At 60.6% G+C, this 13,900-nt stretch carries 14 protein-coding genes and 1 pseudogene; 3 read left to right on the forward strand and 12 right to left on the reverse strand.

Annotation, left to right across the window (positions count from 1 at the left end; genetic code table 11):
- Positions 1-114: 114 nt before the first annotated feature.
- The 4 genes from V1288_RS02105 to V1288_RS02120 all read right to left on the reverse strand — a co-directional run bounded on the left by V1288_RS02105 (position 115) and on the right by V1288_RS02120 (position 4,205).
- On the reverse strand, positions 115-1,167 hold the full coding sequence (locus V1288_RS02105) for an Ldh family oxidoreductase (protein WP_334361167.1): 1,053 nt from the start codon (positions 1,165-1,167) through the stop codon (positions 115-117).
- Positions 1,168-1,169: 2 nt separating this feature from the next.
- Positions 1,170-2,054, reverse strand: a complete 885-nt coding sequence (locus V1288_RS02110; protein WP_334355505.1) for an alpha/beta hydrolase — start codon at positions 2,052-2,054, stop codon at positions 1,170-1,172.
- 76 nt (positions 2,055-2,130) lie between these two features.
- A complete protein-coding gene (locus tag V1288_RS02115; protein ID WP_334355506.1) occupies positions 2,131-3,033 on the reverse strand; it encodes a VOC family protein in 903 nt (300 codons plus the stop codon).
- Between the two features lie 467 nt (positions 3,034-3,500).
- Positions 3,501-4,205, reverse strand: a complete 705-nt coding sequence (locus V1288_RS02120; RefSeq protein ID WP_334355507.1) for a GntR family transcriptional regulator — start codon at positions 4,203-4,205, stop codon at positions 3,501-3,503.
- 260 nt (positions 4,206-4,465) lie between these two features.
- Between V1288_RS02120 and V1288_RS02125 the strand changes: the two genes are divergently transcribed.
- Positions 4,466-5,248 carry an SDR family NAD(P)-dependent oxidoreductase gene (locus V1288_RS02125; RefSeq protein ID WP_334355508.1) on the forward strand — a complete coding sequence of 261 codons (783 nt, stop codon included), beginning with the start codon at positions 4,466-4,468 and terminating at the stop codon, positions 5,246-5,248.
- A gap of 87 nt (positions 5,249-5,335) precedes the next feature.
- Here the strand turns inward: V1288_RS02125 and V1288_RS02130 are convergent, their stop codons facing one another.
- The 4 genes from V1288_RS02130 to V1288_RS02145 form a co-directional block, all read right to left on the reverse strand.
- A complete protein-coding gene (locus V1288_RS02130) occupies positions 5,336-6,949 on the reverse strand; it encodes a DHA2 family efflux MFS transporter permease subunit (protein WP_334355509.1) in 1,614 nt (537 codons plus the stop codon).
- Entirely contained in the window at positions 6,946-8,109 is a 1,164-nt protein-coding gene (locus V1288_RS02135; RefSeq protein WP_334355510.1) for an HlyD family secretion protein, read from the reverse strand. Before V1288_RS02135 ends, V1288_RS02130 begins: the two co-directional genes overlap by 4 nt.
- 290 nt (positions 8,110-8,399) lie before the next feature.
- The gene (locus tag V1288_RS02140) at positions 8,400-8,864 is read right to left on the reverse strand and encodes a YbhB/YbcL family Raf kinase inhibitor-like protein (protein WP_334355511.1); all 465 of its coding nucleotides are present in this window, start codon (positions 8,862-8,864) and stop codon (positions 8,400-8,402) included.
- Between the two features lie 118 nt (positions 8,865-8,982).
- Positions 8,983-9,162: a hypothetical protein gene (locus V1288_RS02145; protein WP_334355512.1), complete on the reverse strand. Its 180-nt coding sequence runs from the start codon at positions 9,160-9,162 to the stop codon at positions 8,983-8,985.
- A gap of 215 nt (positions 9,163-9,377) precedes the next feature.
- Between V1288_RS02145 and V1288_RS02150 the strand changes: the two genes are divergently transcribed.
- The gene (locus V1288_RS02150; RefSeq protein ID WP_334355513.1) at positions 9,378-9,935 is read left to right on the forward strand and encodes a dienelactone hydrolase family protein; all 558 of its coding nucleotides are present in this window, start codon (positions 9,378-9,380) and stop codon (positions 9,933-9,935) included.
- Positions 9,936-10,008: 73 nt separating this feature from the next.
- Here the strand turns inward: V1288_RS02150 and V1288_RS02155 are convergent, their stop codons facing one another.
- From V1288_RS02155 to V1288_RS02170, 4 genes and pseudogenes are all read right to left on the reverse strand, one after another.
- Positions 10,009-11,511: a trypsin-like peptidase domain-containing protein gene (locus tag V1288_RS02155; RefSeq protein ID WP_334355514.1), complete on the reverse strand. Its 1,503-nt coding sequence runs from the start codon at positions 11,509-11,511 to the stop codon at positions 10,009-10,011.
- A gap of 102 nt (positions 11,512-11,613) precedes the next feature.
- The gene (locus tag V1288_RS02160) at positions 11,614-12,048 is read right to left on the reverse strand and encodes a CBS domain-containing protein (protein WP_334361168.1); all 435 of its coding nucleotides are present in this window, start codon (positions 12,046-12,048) and stop codon (positions 11,614-11,616) included.
- 63 nt (positions 12,049-12,111) lie between these two features.
- Positions 12,112-12,513, reverse strand: a pseudogene (locus tag V1288_RS02165) (DUF2267 domain-containing protein); the annotation flags it as partial.
- A gap of 129 nt (positions 12,514-12,642) precedes the next feature.
- Positions 12,643-12,984 (reverse strand): hypothetical protein, encoded by a 342-nt coding sequence (locus tag V1288_RS02170; RefSeq protein WP_334355515.1) that lies wholly within the window; start codon positions 12,982-12,984, stop codon positions 12,643-12,645.
- A gap of 418 nt (positions 12,985-13,402) precedes the next feature.
- Here V1288_RS02170 and V1288_RS02175 point away from each other — a divergent pair, with 418 nt between their 5' ends.
- Positions 13,403-13,885, forward strand: coding sequence for a hypothetical protein (locus V1288_RS02175; RefSeq protein WP_334355516.1), 483 nt, complete (start codon positions 13,403-13,405; stop codon positions 13,883-13,885).
- Positions 13,886-13,900 lie beyond the last annotated feature (15 nt).

A 13,900-nucleotide genomic window follows, 5' to 3' on the forward strand; every position in this document is an offset into this window, starting at 1 on the left:
AATCCGCTGTTCAGCCTCCCCGCCGGTCCGGCGCGCGCGGCAAACGCGATCGTGAGCCCCTTGCCCCAGGTCTGTTCGGCGGCGCGGACGGCCGAGGCCCCGGTCTGCAGCGCTTCAGATCAGCGAACCGGGAACCTGGACGGACTGCTTCGCTGCGAGCGCGACGAGGCGGGACAATGTGCCGGCGGCGACTGGAATCCCTTCTCGTGTTCGCTTCTCCAATTCTGCAAGGCCGCGCTCGCCCGGCAGCAAGACCTGTTCAGCCTCCGATGCAGGAGGAAGGCCTTTGATCGCCTGGCACAGTTGATCGACGGCGCGCGTGAAGCCTTCCCTTGAGCCGAATGCCCCCGGATCGATCGCCATGACGAGACCATTGAGGCCGGCATCCGCTCCGCCATTCAAGGACGCGCTGATGATGGGATTGGCAACAAGGACGCTGGACAGGATCTCGATCATCAGCGAGAGGCCCGAACCTTTGGGGCCGGCCATCGGCAACACCGCCTTGACCGCCTTGGGGTCGGTGGTGTCGGCACCATTCTCGTCGACGCCCCAACCTGGCGGGATAGCCTTGCCTGCATCTTTTGCCGCCATGATCTTGCCGAGGGCAACTGCGGCAGTGGACATGTCCAGCAAGACAGGGCGGCCGGGGCTTCCGGTCGGCGCGGCGATCGCAATCGGATTCGTTGAAACGCCCTCCGCCCTGGATCCGAAATAAATCATGAGCGGCTTCGATGCCGTCATGACAATGCCAATCATTCCGGCCTGGGCGACCTTGTCCGCGTAATAGCCGATGGCGCCGGCATGCGTGATGTTCTTCGCAGAGCACCAGCCGATGCCGCTCCTCGAAGCCAACGCGATTGCCTTTTCCGCCGCCAGCATCATGCCTACGGCACCCGGCGCACGGTCGGCGTCGAGGACGGCAACGACGCCGAGATCGGTGACGAACTGCGGCTCGGCCCTGGGATTGACGATTCCGAGCTCGACCATCTCCACGTAGCGGGGAATGCGCAGCACGCCGTGAGAATCCGCGCCACGCAGGTTGGCCCAAACCAAAAGATCAGCCGTCTGTGCGGCGTGGTCGGGCGCAAATCCGCCCGCCTGCAGCAGATCCGCGGCAAAGGCGCGAAGCGTGTCGCTGTCGACGATCCGCCTGCCGGTCGGTTTCATGGTCACCACGCCCCGAGCGGCGAAGGAAAGAATTTGTCGAGCCACCCCTTGATCATGGCCTTGGTGCGCGGTGCGTCCTGTTCGGAGAGCGGAAAGTGCGACGTTCCGGTAATCAGCATCAGTTCGGCCGGCATGCCGGCCTTCTCGAACATGCGGATCGATTGCTCCGTCGGGGTGATGCTGTCGTTCGCCGTGTGGAAGAACAGCACCGGCCGTGGCGCGATATTGGCGACGACGTCGTCCGCGCGGAAATTGTACATGCTCCATGCCGTTTCCACGGGGATCTCCATGATCGCCCTGGGCGAGAGATTTTTGCGCAAAGGCTTCGGAATCGGCACCGCGTCGAAGCGCGAGATCCACATGCTTTCGCCGGTTTCCTTCTTGTGCTTGCGGCCTTTCTCCAGAAGGCCCGTGAACTTTTCCCAGGCCTCCGGTGTCGGGTGCTGTCCGCGAAACTTCCGTTCCCCGTCGCCCCAGCCGCAGGAAGAGATCACGCAGGCAAAACGTTCGTCGATGCCGGCGGAGTAGACCGCAACCGCGGCCCCGAAGCTGTGCCCGACAACTCCAATTCTGGCAGGGTCGATCTCTTCCCGGCCGGCAAGAAAGGTCAGCGCATTCTTCGCGTCAGCGACCTGGTCGAAGCAGCGCACTTGCGCCCGCTCGCCCTCGCTTTCGCCGCAGCAACGAAAATCGAACCGAAGGGCCGCGTAGCCCATACTCTCGAGCATTCTCGCCTGTATCTCGGCGTGGGACTCATCCTTCGACCCGACAAACCCGTGCAGGACGACGAAGGCGGGCAAGCGTTGACCCGGCTTGCGCCCTTCGGGCACGTGCAGCACCGCCGACAGCTTCAAGCCGTCGGAAAAAAACGATAACTTCTCTTGCATCGATGATCTCCGGAAAACTTGGTCAGGCGCGCATTGGCGGAACCGCCCCTAAGGAGCGGAACGAGAGCCGCGACATTCAGGCAATCTTCGCGAACGGGAAGCGGTATTCCCTCCATTCCAGCGGGGCCGGCGTACCCCACACATTCAAGCAGCGGACGTTGTCGGGACGCGCCAGATTGGTAATGACGTTCGGGACGAAGCCATCGTCGTCTGCAATCAGCGCCATCTGCGCCGAGCACTCGATCATCGCGCCGCTGACATCGGTGTAGTAGGCGTAAGTGTTGTCGCCGGGGCGGTGTCGACCGGGGCCCCACAACATCTGCCTGTCGAAGCGATCGAGCAGATCGCCAAGCTTCAGATAGTCGTTGAACTCGAACAGTTCGAAGGAATAGTGATGGAGCCCGACCTCACCCTTCACGATGCCCAGGATGTGATGCTGGCGGTTGCCGCCATACATCCAGCTAAGGCTGTCGTTCACCATCCGCTCCGAAAGCTTCATTCCACCAATGGCGCTCAACTGCCTGCGCGTGGCCTCGGGGTCGGGCGAGATCAGGTTCGCGTGGTCCATCCGGCTCGGGCCGACGCCATGCGTGGGATGACGCCGGTCGTAAATCCCGTTGCGGATCGGCGTATGAATTTCGAAGCGGAGGCCTTCGGGGGTAGCGAAGGTCACGCCGGCCTTGATGCACGCCAGGCTCGGCTGGCGTGAAAGGATCCGGCAGCCCGCGGCCTCGATGCGCGTCTCCGCTTCGCGCACGGCGTCAGCCGTCAGGGCCTCGAGGCCGATCGTGTGGGCGGAATTTTCGTCGGACTTCACAAGAACCAGTTCGGCGGCCCGCCCGTTCGAACTAAGCCACACCTGTTGATCGTCCCTGTGCTTGACATGCAGCCCCAGGATTTCGGTGGCGTCGCGGACGACTCCATCAGTATCCGTGGCGTTGATTTTGATGTGCCCTAGGGCGTGAACGAGGTGCGACATCACCATCTCCCAGCAAAGCCGTTTCTGTTATCTACACCGCCTATCGCATTTGCCGCCCGGACTCAACGATTTTCGAAAATTTTTCGTAGGCCTTGAATTGACGAATCCCAGCGCTGTGGCGCATTAGCCGAGGCTAGGGCTTTGCAGCGCGCCCATCGCCGCGGCCTCGAATATCGCCTATTTACGGAAAATTACTATTATTTCGAAAATTATATGCCAGACGTAGGGCCGTGGGCGAAGGCGAGCGCGCACCTCTCCTCCCCCAAAAATGCCACTTGGAGGAAACCCTGTAAAAGCCTGACACGTGACGTCGCCCACGATTTTGAGCCCGCGCCGACGCGGGGTATTACCCGACGGAGCATGCCGCGGATCAGACGTTGATTGAATGGGCGCGGAGCTGCGAAGGCGTTTACCGCCGGCCCACCTGCCGCCGGCAGGGCGAGCGATGGCTCGTCGCCAGGAAGTAGCTACTTGACGGGACCGAGAACGTCTTTCGCATATTTGACGACATTGTCCGTCGTGCTGCGGATGTGCCTCTCGATCAGCGCGACGGCCTGATCCGCATCGCGGTTTCTTGCCGCGAGCATCAGCGCGCGATGTTCTCCCGCCTTGTTTCGACTGACGGGCCGATACGCGGCCGACAGGCTGCGATAGCGCTCCGACCGGTCATACAGGGAGCTTCGAATCGACAGCAATGTCGGCGAACCGCACGCGGACACAAGGGCATGATGAAACTCCTTGTGTGCAGTTCTCCACTTGGGATCATCGGCCGGCGAACCGGACAGGCGCTCTTCTATCTTGTTCAGCCGGTGCAAGGCCGACATCATCTCAATTTCCCATTCGTCATCGCCTTTGTCGATTGACTGGCGCAGCACGTTAATCTCGATCAAGACTCTCGCATTGGTGACATCCAGGAGATCATCGATCGTCGCCGGCGCAACGTGGAAGCCGCGCTGCCCCTCCATGACGACAAGCCCATCCGCAACGAGCGACATCAGGGCCTCTCGCAAAGTCGTGAAACTGGCGCCGAAGCTGGCGCGCAGGGGCTCGAATTTCAGCGGTTCGCCAGGCTTGAGCCGGCAGCTAATGATCTCTTCGCGCAGCCGATGAGTGACGTCGGCGGCAACCGTATTGCCGAACTCTTTGCGCGGTTTGACGATTTGAATATTCACTCGGCGTTCCCTGCATCGCGCAGGCCAATGGAATCGGCAGAAATGTTACCATGGTCGAAAGTCGACCGCAATCATTTTCGTAATCTATATTATTTTCGAAAATTGTGGCGTAGCCCGCCGACTGAAACTGCCTCACGGCCGCCGCGTCCAAAGATCCGCGTCTAAAGATCATTGTCCCCCGTTCGCAGGGGGAATATCCAAAGAATAGCCGCAGGCTCATCATAACCGACAGACCTTTATCCCGTCTGAGAGCGTACTGCATGACCGATCGAGTGACGCTGATTACCGGTGCATCGGCGGGAATAGGTATCGAACTGGCGCGCCTTTTCGCATCGAAGGGCCATCGACTGGCCTTGGTTGACCGATGCGGGGATAGCCTCACGAGGTTGGCGAACGAAATCGTCGCCGGCGGCGGCACGGTGCCTGTTTTGATCCCTTGCGATCTCGAACACCCCGATGCCTGCGACAAAATTGCCGACGCGTTGGCCGCCAAAGATGTGGAGGTTGAGTTCGTCGTCAACAATGCGGGATTCGGTCTGTTCGGCCATGCGATCGAACTCGACCGGGCGGAGCAACTCGGCATCATCGCCGTCAACATCCTCGCCTTGACCGATTTGTCGTTACGGTTCTCCGACAGTCTGATCCGGCATCGCGGCGGTATCCTAAATCTCGGTTCGCTTGCGGGCTTTCTGCCGGGCCCCGGGATGGCTGTGTATTATGCGTCGAAGGCTTATGTCCTGTCGTTCAGCGAAGCGCTGCGCCAGGAGCTCGCTCCGCACGGAGTGCGCGTGACGACGCTTTGTCCCGGATCGGTGTCGACGGAATTTCAGGCGCGGGCCGGAATTAAGCCCGGAATTGAGCATGAAATCCTGAACGTCTCCGCATCGGATGTCGCCCGGGCAGGGTATCGCGGGCTGATGGCCAACAAGCGCGCCGTGCTGCCCGGTTTCGGCATGAAGATTGTTCCGTTTCTGCTCCGGCTGTTTCCGCGCGGGTTTATCCTGGCGGCGATCGGTCGTGTTCAACTGCGAAAACGCAGATAAGGTTGAAAGCCTCAACAAGGCCGCGAGCTGACATTTTAACCGCTTTTCAGCTCGAAGCTTCGCCGCCGGAGCTATTTGGAGTCTCACCTAATGCCCTTTCGCTGGCGCGCTCAAGTCGATGGGCTTGATGACAAGTGCGAGTGGAATCATCAAAGCACCGATTATTGTCAGCGTCCAAAACACATCGATATAGGCGAGGAAATCGACCTGCCGCTGCAACGTTTGTCCCACCCAGGCAATCGCCTGTGACGCAGCCTCGGAGGCGTTCGAGCCTTGCGAACTGAAATAGCGCGTCACCGCATCGATGGTCTGCTGGTAGCCGATGTCGGACGGCGCAATGTGTTCGATCAGGTGGCTCTGATGGAATTGCTGACGCTGCGCCAGAACGGTCTGCGCCAACGCGACTCCCATCGATCCCCCGATGTTGCGGGCGACGTTGATCAGGGCCGACGCCTGGTTGGTCTTGTCCGGCGGCAAGCCGTCATAGGACGCCGTCGTGACCGGCAGGAACAGGAACGGCAGCCCCAGCGCGAGGAAGATGCGCGACCACGTAGCGTAGGCATAGGTGATATCGCCGTTCAGGCCGGTAAGGTGCCACATCGCAAACGCCACGATACAGGCGCCGGTCATGATCAGGTATTTTGGCTGCACGACGCCGACCAGCTTTCCGACGATCGGCATCAACGTCAGCGTAAATATCGCACCGGGCGAGAGTGCCAATCCAGCCAGCATCGCAGTGTATCCGAGTTCGGTTTGCAGCAGTTGCGGCAATAGCTGCGTCGTCGAAATCAGCACGGCTCCGGTGCCGAGCATCACCAGGAAGCAGGCACCAAACTGGCGGCGTCCCAACAGGCGGATGTCGACAATGGGATCCTTTCGAGTCAATTCCCACGGAATCAGCGCCAGTAGACAGAACGCCGAGGCAAGTGCGAACCCAAGGATCATGTTGGACCCGAACCAATCCTTGCGCTGGCCCTGGTCAAGGACGAATTCGAGCGAACCCAGCCCGATCGCAACCAGCACGAAGCCGATATAATCGACCCGCAAGCCATTCCTCAGGAGCTCTTGCCGCTCCTCCTCGGCGCCGGAGGGCTCGCTAACCAGCGTCCCCACCAGCAACAGCGACAACAGTCCCATCGGAACGTTGATCAGGAAAACCCAATGCCAGGAATAGGTGTCGGTGATCCAGCCGCCAAGCGTCGGACCTATGACCGGGGCGACCACGACCGCCACGCCATAGATGGCGAATGCCTGGCCGCGCTTGGCCGGTGGGAAGGAATCGGCAAGGATCGCCTGCTCACTGGTCGCCATCCCTCCCCCGCCAAGTCCCTGCAGGATACGGAATAGAACCAGGGATTCCAGGCTCCAGGCAAATCCGCACAGCAACGACGCGAAGGCGAACGTTGCGACGCAAATCATGTAAAAGCGCTTGCGGCCGATAACCGTGGACAGCCAGCCTGAGATCGACAACACGATCGCGTTGGCGACGAGGTAACTCGTAATGACGTAGGTGCTCTCGTCGATGCCAACGGCCAATCCGCCGGCGATATGACGCAACGCAACATTGGCAATTGTAGTGTCCAGAACCTCCATGAAGGTTGCGATCGAGACCACGAAGGCGATGAGGTAGGGATTATGTCCGCCGGCCGCGGAACGTTCTGGCGACCAGGAGGAGCTCGTTCCATCCGCGACGTCTGTCATCGCACCCTGGTCCAGGGCACGACCGACATGCCCGGGCCGACCGGAATATCGGACGGCCAGTCGTCGACCACGATCTTGACCGGAACACGCTGCACGACCTTCACGAAATTGCCGGTGGCATTTTCCGCAGGCAACAGGCTGAAGGCCGTGCCCGAACCAGGCTGCACCGAATCCACGTGCCCCTTAAGTTTGCGACCAGGATAGGCATCGATCCTGATCTCAACCGACTGACCGGGGCGCATATCGGCGAGCTGTGTCTCCTTGTAATTGGCCGTGATCCAGACTTCATCCGGCACGAACATCATCAAGCTTTGTCCCGCGGTCGCGAAGGTGCCCTTCGCTCCGCTCAGCTTGACGACACGGCCGGATTGAGCCGCCTGGACATTGGTGTATTGCAAATTGAGCTTGGCCTGATCGAGCTGGGCGTCCGCTTGCTGTTTTGATGCTTCCGCGCTCTTGTGCTGGGTTTGCAGCACTTTCAATCCCAGCTCCGCGCCAATCACGGCCGCCTTGGCGCGGCTGGCGTTGGCCTGCTGGGCTTCGAGATCTGACTTTGTCTGTTGGGCGCGCTGAACCGTGCCGGCGCCTTTCTGAACGAGATCCCCGGCGCGATCGGCCTCCTCTCGCGCAAATTGAAGCTGCGCCTCGGCCTGTTTGAGCTGCGCCCTGGCCTGATCGATTTGTGCCTGTTGGCTGTCGATCTGCGCGTCGATATTGGCGACGTTGGCTTGCGCGACTGCGACCTGCGCTTGCGCCTGGTCGACGGCGATCCGGTAGTCGCGATCGTCAATGCGAGCCAGCAGATCGCCTGCATTGACATGCTGGTTATCGGTGACGGGCACTGCGGCAACATAGCCGCTCACCTTCGGCGCGACCGAAAAGCTGCGCGCAGCTACAAACGCATCGTCGGTCGATTCGAAATGGCGGGCCTGCAGCCAGTACGCAACGCCGCCGATCAGCGCGATCAACAGCAGGCATGCCGCCAGGCTTGCCGGGATCCAATGCTCGCGCAGCCGTTCCCGCCACGACGGCTTGCCGGGAGATGACTCCGCTTGCTCGGCTTCAGCGCCGCGCGCGAGTTCAGGCGTCTGTTGCGGCCGGCGTTCAGGCTGTCGCGTCGTGTCCGCGGACGGCCCACGCTCCTGGGTTTGTGCATCCAACGCAGCACCTCAAGCGATCGGGCATGCGGTCCAGTCAGGCCTAACCACGCGGGCCGGAAACCGGTTCCCCGAACGAAGGCTCGAGGCACCGCGCGCGGCCATCAAAACAAGACCCCGCCAGTTAATGAATAACTGACGGGGCACTTAGAGCGTTCGCTTCTTCGGGATTTTCTCCTTCCAAAGTTACTGGCTCCATCCCACCAACGAGCTGCCATCCATGTCGTTCCTGAACCCCGTGCCGGGACGCAAATCTTTCCGTGGCAGCGATAGTCGGGAACCAAGTCCTGGAGTCACCGCTGGTACGTCCCAACGAGTTCGGCTTGACCAAGCATATGCTTTTCAGCCGCTTTCCAAATGTCGGCGATAGGCATCGTTGGCGCGCGCGAAAGCTCCTCGACATCCAGTGCCGCGAGCTTGAAGTGATAGTGATGGGTTCCGTGGCCCTTCGGCGGGGCGGGTCCGCCATAGCGCGGCTCGCCGAAGTCGTTCATGCCCTTGCCAAGCTTTTCGGTTTTCGGACCACGACCGACGCCCTCCGGCAGCAACGTCCTTTCACCCATGATGTTATAAAGCCCCCAATGCCGGAACATGCCGGATGGGGCATCGGGATCCTCGACAATCAAGGCGAAGCTCTTGGTGCCCGCGGGCGGGTCCGACCATTCGAGCGGCGGCGAGAGATTTTCGCCATCAGCCGTGTATTTTTTCGGAATCAGTTCGCCATCGCTGAATGCGGAGCTTTTCAGGCCAAATGTCATATCCAGACTCCTGCAGATTAGTTCGGAGATTGGTTCGGAACGGTTGCACGCTTTCGCGAACTTGCATCAAAGCCCTCGCCACGGCCGGCTTCGAGGGCAAACATGACCCGGTATTCCATCAGAGCCCTCCAGCAATCCGAATGCCCAGGGCCAGAAGAACGCAGCCCGCAAGGCCGGCTATGAAAACCGCACGCATCCACGGCTTGCGCAGGATGATCTCGCCCTGCCGTGCCTTCTCGCCGGGATAGGTTCGGGGACCATCCGAATGTCGACCTGTTGGATTTTGCTTTTCAGGCATTTGAGCACCCTCCCGGCAAGATGCCCCGCGCGTATGAGGGAGTTCCTGATGGAACGCCGTCCGCGCCCATCGCGTTGCCGATAATGTCAATGGAATAACTATCGATGCCACGATTTGATCCGTTGACGGGGCGAAGCTCATTGGTTGGACGAGAGGTCACGGTTGGACCTTTCGGGCTGAGCGGCTATCTGGCTGCACCGCAAGCGGACCATGGGATGGTGTTGTTTGCGCATGGCAGCGGCAGCGGGCGGGACAGTCCACGGAACCAGTTCGTAGCCCGCGTCCTGCAGAAATCCGGTTTCGGTACATTGCTGCTTGATCTGCTGACCGATGCGGAGGCGCAGGATCGCACCAACGTGTTCGATATCGGTCTGCTCGCGGACCGCCTGCGTGCGGCAACAGAGTGGCTTGGCCAGCGCGAAGACCTGCGCAAATCCCGCATCGGGTATTTCGGCGCCAGCACCGGCGCCGGCGCCGCCCTCGTCGCCGCGGCGGATTCGCCGCAGCCAATCTACGCTGTTGTCTCGCGCGGCGGCCGGCCAGATCTTGCTGGCGATCGGCTGCGCCGGGTCAACGCACCTACGCTTCTGATCGTGGGCGGTGCGGACACCGATGTACTGGCGCTTAACCGCTGCGCGCTTGAACTACTGCCTGCTGAAAAGCAGCTCAGCATTGTGCCGGGCGCGAGCCACCTTTTCGAGGAGCCGGGCGCGCTCGAGCAAGTCGTGGGCTTGGCGAGCCGCTGGTTCGAAATTCATTTGAGACAAGCGTAGCCATCATGTGTCACCGTCTGTTCCGCTGGGCCTCCGTCTCTCAGTCGTGTGCCCCCGCACGATGTGCAATCCGTCAACTGACGGGAATAGCAACAAATCGGGTTGTTTCGTTTGACTTTACCCGCGCCAATGCGATGCGCTTGCCTTTACTTTGAACTTCGGTCAACGCCTTGTAGAAGTCGACAGGAGTCTTCACGGCGTTGCCGCCTACGTCGACAATAACATCCCCGGTCGAAAGTCCGCTCTCAGCCGCAATACCTCCGGGATCAAGATCGGCGACGATGACACCTCGGACGCCGGGACCAATGTCGTCTGCAGGCATCAGCGTCAGTCCGACGTTTGGCTTATCGCCATCTGGCGTCGGTGATTCCGATTTTTCAGCAACCGAGCGGCTCTCACTGCGAGGAACCGGAAGTTCGCCCAGCGTTACGTTGATATTTTTTTGTTCGTTCTGACGGATCAGGCCAAGCTCGATCGATTTTCCGGGGGGCATATCGCTGACCCTCCTTATCAAGTCGCGATCATTGCCGGCTGGCTGGCCTGCAACCGAAGTGATGACGTCGCCCGGCGCGATGTCGGCGTTCGCAGCCGGGCTGTCCGGCTGGATTTCGGCGACCAAGACGCCGTGGACCGGTTTGTTGAGACCGAGACCCTCCACGAGGTCGGGACTCACCGACTGAACCTCGACGCCGATCCAGCCACGGGAGACCGTCCCGTTCTGTTTGAGCTTGTCCGCGATCGTCGTCACTGTTTCCGCTGGAATGGCAAAGCCGACACCGACCGAACCGCCTGTCGGCGAAAATATTGCGCTGTTGATGCCGATCACCTTGCCGCTGACATCGAAGGTCGGTCCACCGGAACTGCCCTGATTGACCGGCGCATCGATTTGGATGAAGTCGTTGTAGGGACCAAGGATGTTGCGTGCGCGGGCCGAGACAATTCCAGCCGTCACCGTCCCGCCGAGTCCAAACGGGTTGCCGACGGCAAGAACCCGCGCGCCGATCCGAGGCGCCTTGTCGGCGATCTGGGCAACCGGGAATTCCTTTTCGCCGTCGATCTTGAGCAGCGCGAGGTCCGTTTTCGGGTCGGCGCCAACCAGCTTCGCGGGGTAAATGTTGCCGTCGTCGGTGGTCACCTCAATTTTTTCGCCGCCCCTGACCAGGTGGCTGGTCGTCATGGCGTATCCATCCGATGATATGAAGAAGCCTGACCCCAGAGTGGTGGTGGTACGGGGCTGTGAGGTGCCTCGGCCGCCCGTCGGCGCATCGGAACGATTCGGGGGCGCGCCGCGACCGGAAGGCCGTTCCTGTTCGTCTTCGTCGGCGTCCTGCTCTACCTTCGCGCGCACCCCCACGACCGTCGGCTTGATGCGATCCACGAGGTCTTCAAAGCCCACTGGCAGGGCGGCAGATTGAAAGCCAACCGCGGGATTGTACCAGGAGTACAGTTCTCTCCACGTGGAGACATTCGATCCGTTCAGCCAGGCGGCCGTTCCGGCTCCGAGAATTCCGATTGCAAGAATAGAGGCAGCGAGAATGGCGCGGCGCATCTTGCCAGCGTTACGTTGTTCGGCCATGAGCCTTCTCCAATCGCCAAATCCAGACCCTGCCGAGCGGCCTCCAGCACCCGATGGCACCAAGCGGTCAGCGAACCCTTGAGGACGCAGCAGCGTAATCCGTTACGCGGACGAGACGTGAGAACCTCCCGGTTCAACTACGCCGCACATAGCGGCGCCGGTCGCCGCAGGGTCGTATTTCATCGCGGCGTCAGCCAGCGAGACGATACCTACGAGGCGCTTGTTTCGATTGACGACCGGCAATCGCCTGACCTGTGCATCACTCATGTTTTGAATTACGTCGTCGATGCTATCGTCTTCAAAGCAGTACTTGATGTCCCTGGTCATCGCGTCGCGGACACGCGATTGCCCGTCCCTGCCCTGCGCGATAGCCCGTGCCACGATATCGCGATCGGTGATCATTCCGACCAGACGATCGTTCTCTCCGACAGGCAACACGCCCACATCCTTGGCTGTCATCCGCTTGGCGACTTCTCCCAGCGTGTCGTTCGGACTTGCAAGTTGCACATTTCGACTCATCACGTCGGCAACTTTCATTGATCCGTCTCCATGCTTGACCTGGGGGATGCGAGCGTTTGGCTGCCAGAGCATCCTGATGTCCACTGGCAATGCGTGGCGCACTTTTGCCGTTTCGGCCTCGACGACGTGGCGCTGGATGGCGGAGAATACGGCCTTGATGGCTTTCTCCGGATTTATAGGCTTTCCTCCGCCTTCAAGGCCATCCGCAACGCGAGCTACGAATTCCTCGCGCGAACGCATCGGGTCTGGCTGAACACCGGGACGATACTGCTCGTAGAACGCCCCACGAATCAGCAACGGCAATTGGGCAGCAAGGTGCGCCGCGTCCTCGGCGCGGAGCCGATCGCGCAAGGCCCGAAGGACGACGCCAAGAACCCGCCAGGCCAATCGACGATCCGGTCCGATCTCCTTTGAAATCTCCTTGAGCCAGACATTGGTCGCGTGAATCGATCTGTCAAAAGTTTCAAGGCCATTCGCGCTCATGTGCCAACTCCGCCAATGGATATCACTGGCGAACGGACGCCTGCCGAACTGGTTCCATGCCAAATAGTGGCGATTGCGTGAGCAGGTCGAATTGCACACCCCTTCAGCCTTTCGCGGAATGCATGGCTGCTACCGATAGAGCGCAACTGATTCCCAATGAACGCCATCTTGATTGAGGCGTTTCCATTTCAGGGTTTGCACCCAGAGGAGATGGACATGAGAAAACTGACACTGACATTGCTCGCCGGCGCCGGTGCCCTCATAGCCTCGAATGCATATGCGGCCGACGAGATTAAAACCGGAGGCAGTTCCCCCCTCCTTCAGCAGGCTCGGGTAATCTGTGACGACGCCGGCCGCTGCTGGAATACCCGGAGTGATCGGCGCGTGATCAGAGATGGATACTATGCAGCTCCGCGATACTATGACGACTACGATCGCCACTACTATCGCAGGCCGGGCATAGGCGTTCATGGGCCGGGGTTCAGCTTCGGCATCGGCCCAGACTGGTAAAGGCCCGTTCAGCGGCGCTTTGGAGGCGCGCCAATTCTGGAGGCGCGCCTCGGAGGTATGACGGCCACGGCGGACAATTTGCAAGCACCTGCTGAAGCGATTCCATGTCCTTCGGCAGATGCGCGCCGCTATGGCGCGAGACGACCGTTTTCAACGCGCATCAAACGCGCTTGAACTCGGCTAAACGATCATTTCTCGCGTTTGCGCACCTAGGCGAGCTTCCTACGCCATCTTCCAAGTCAGGATCTGCGAGCGGAGTGGTGAAGATACTGCCCGGGCCGGCTTAATGGAGGCCTACTCCGGCTGGCCGGTCTGATTATGCGAGGAACTATTTTTCCCAAGGCGACGTTTGTTATCCGTCTTCCAGGGAGAATACGCGATGTGCGACTATAGTCTTCACGCTGTCAGATCTCGGGCCGCCAAGGCGGGCGACCGATTAATTTCAACCCGATTTCCAGGGACCGAAACGCGAGGCTTCGCGGCGGTCGGCGAGCCGGGAGTGGCGGTATGCCTTCTCCCGGGCACCGAACTCGTTTTCGAGCGCGAGATCGAGACCGTTCATGCCTTCGCTCCCCTCCTGCCGAGCTTCGGGTTTGGCATGCAAGGCGAACGGCTTGCCCGGTTTCGATGGGTCGACCCCCGCCAGCCGCACGTACATCATGACGCCCTCGAGCTTGCCAACGGCAGGATCATCCTCGTGACGAGGCTCAGAGAGGGTCAGCGCGCGAGCGTCCTGCAGCTACCGGCGAACTCGCAGACCGGCAAGGCGGACGAGGGTCACCATCAGTCGACAGATGAGATTGCTCGTGCGACCGATGGTCGCCAGCAAGCACATAGGGTACGCGATATCGGGGTGGCGTAGCCAACAACCGTCGGG

The organism is Bradyrhizobium sp. AZCC 2176, from assembly GCF_036924645.1.
In the GTDB taxonomy this organism is placed as follows: Bacteria; Pseudomonadota; Alphaproteobacteria; order Rhizobiales; family Xanthobacteraceae; genus Bradyrhizobium.

What these genes read in the sequence shown, in the direction of transcription:
- V1288_RS02105 (WP_334361167.1), bottom strand. Translation starts at nt 1,167, where the DNA reads ATGAAACCGACCGGCAGGCGGATCGTCGACAGCGACACGCTTCGCGCC.
- V1288_RS02110 (WP_334355505.1), bottom strand. Translation starts at nt 2,054, where the DNA reads ATGCAAGAGAAGTTATCGTTTTTTTCCGACGGCTTGAAGCTGTCGGCG.
- V1288_RS02115 (WP_334355506.1), bottom strand. Translation starts at nt 3,033, where the DNA reads ATGTCGCACCTCGTTCACGCCCTAGGGCACATCAAAATCAACGCCACG.
- V1288_RS02125 (WP_334355508.1), top strand. Translation starts at nt 4,466, where the DNA reads ATGACCGATCGAGTGACGCTGATTACCGGTGCATCGGCGGGAATAGGT.
- V1288_RS02130 (WP_334355509.1), bottom strand. Translation starts at nt 6,949, where the DNA reads ATGACAGACGTCGCGGATGGAACGAGCTCCTCCTGGTCGCCAGAACGT.
- V1288_RS02140 (WP_334355511.1), bottom strand. Translation starts at nt 8,864, where the DNA reads ATGACATTTGGCCTGAAAAGCTCCGCATTCAGCGATGGCGAACTGATT.
- V1288_RS02145 (WP_334355512.1), bottom strand. Translation starts at nt 9,162, where the DNA reads ATGCCTGAAAAGCAAAATCCAACAGGTCGACATTCGGATGGTCCCCGA.
- V1288_RS02150 (WP_334355513.1), top strand. Translation starts at nt 9,378, where the DNA reads ATGGTGTTGTTTGCGCATGGCAGCGGCAGCGGGCGGGACAGTCCACGG.
- V1288_RS02155 (WP_334355514.1), bottom strand. Translation starts at nt 11,511, where the DNA reads ATGGCCGAACAACGTAACGCTGGCAAGATGCGCCGCGCCATTCTCGCT.
- V1288_RS02160 (WP_334361168.1), bottom strand. Translation starts at nt 12,048, where the DNA reads ATGAAAGTTGCCGACGTGATGAGTCGAAATGTGCAACTTGCAAGTCCG.
- V1288_RS02170 (WP_334355515.1), bottom strand. Translation starts at nt 12,984, where the DNA reads ATGAACGCCTATGCCCGGCCTGCGATAGTAGTGGCGATCGTAGTCGTC.
- V1288_RS02175 (WP_334355516.1), top strand. Translation starts at nt 13,403, where the DNA reads ATGTGCGACTATAGTCTTCACGCTGTCAGATCTCGGGCCGCCAAGGCG.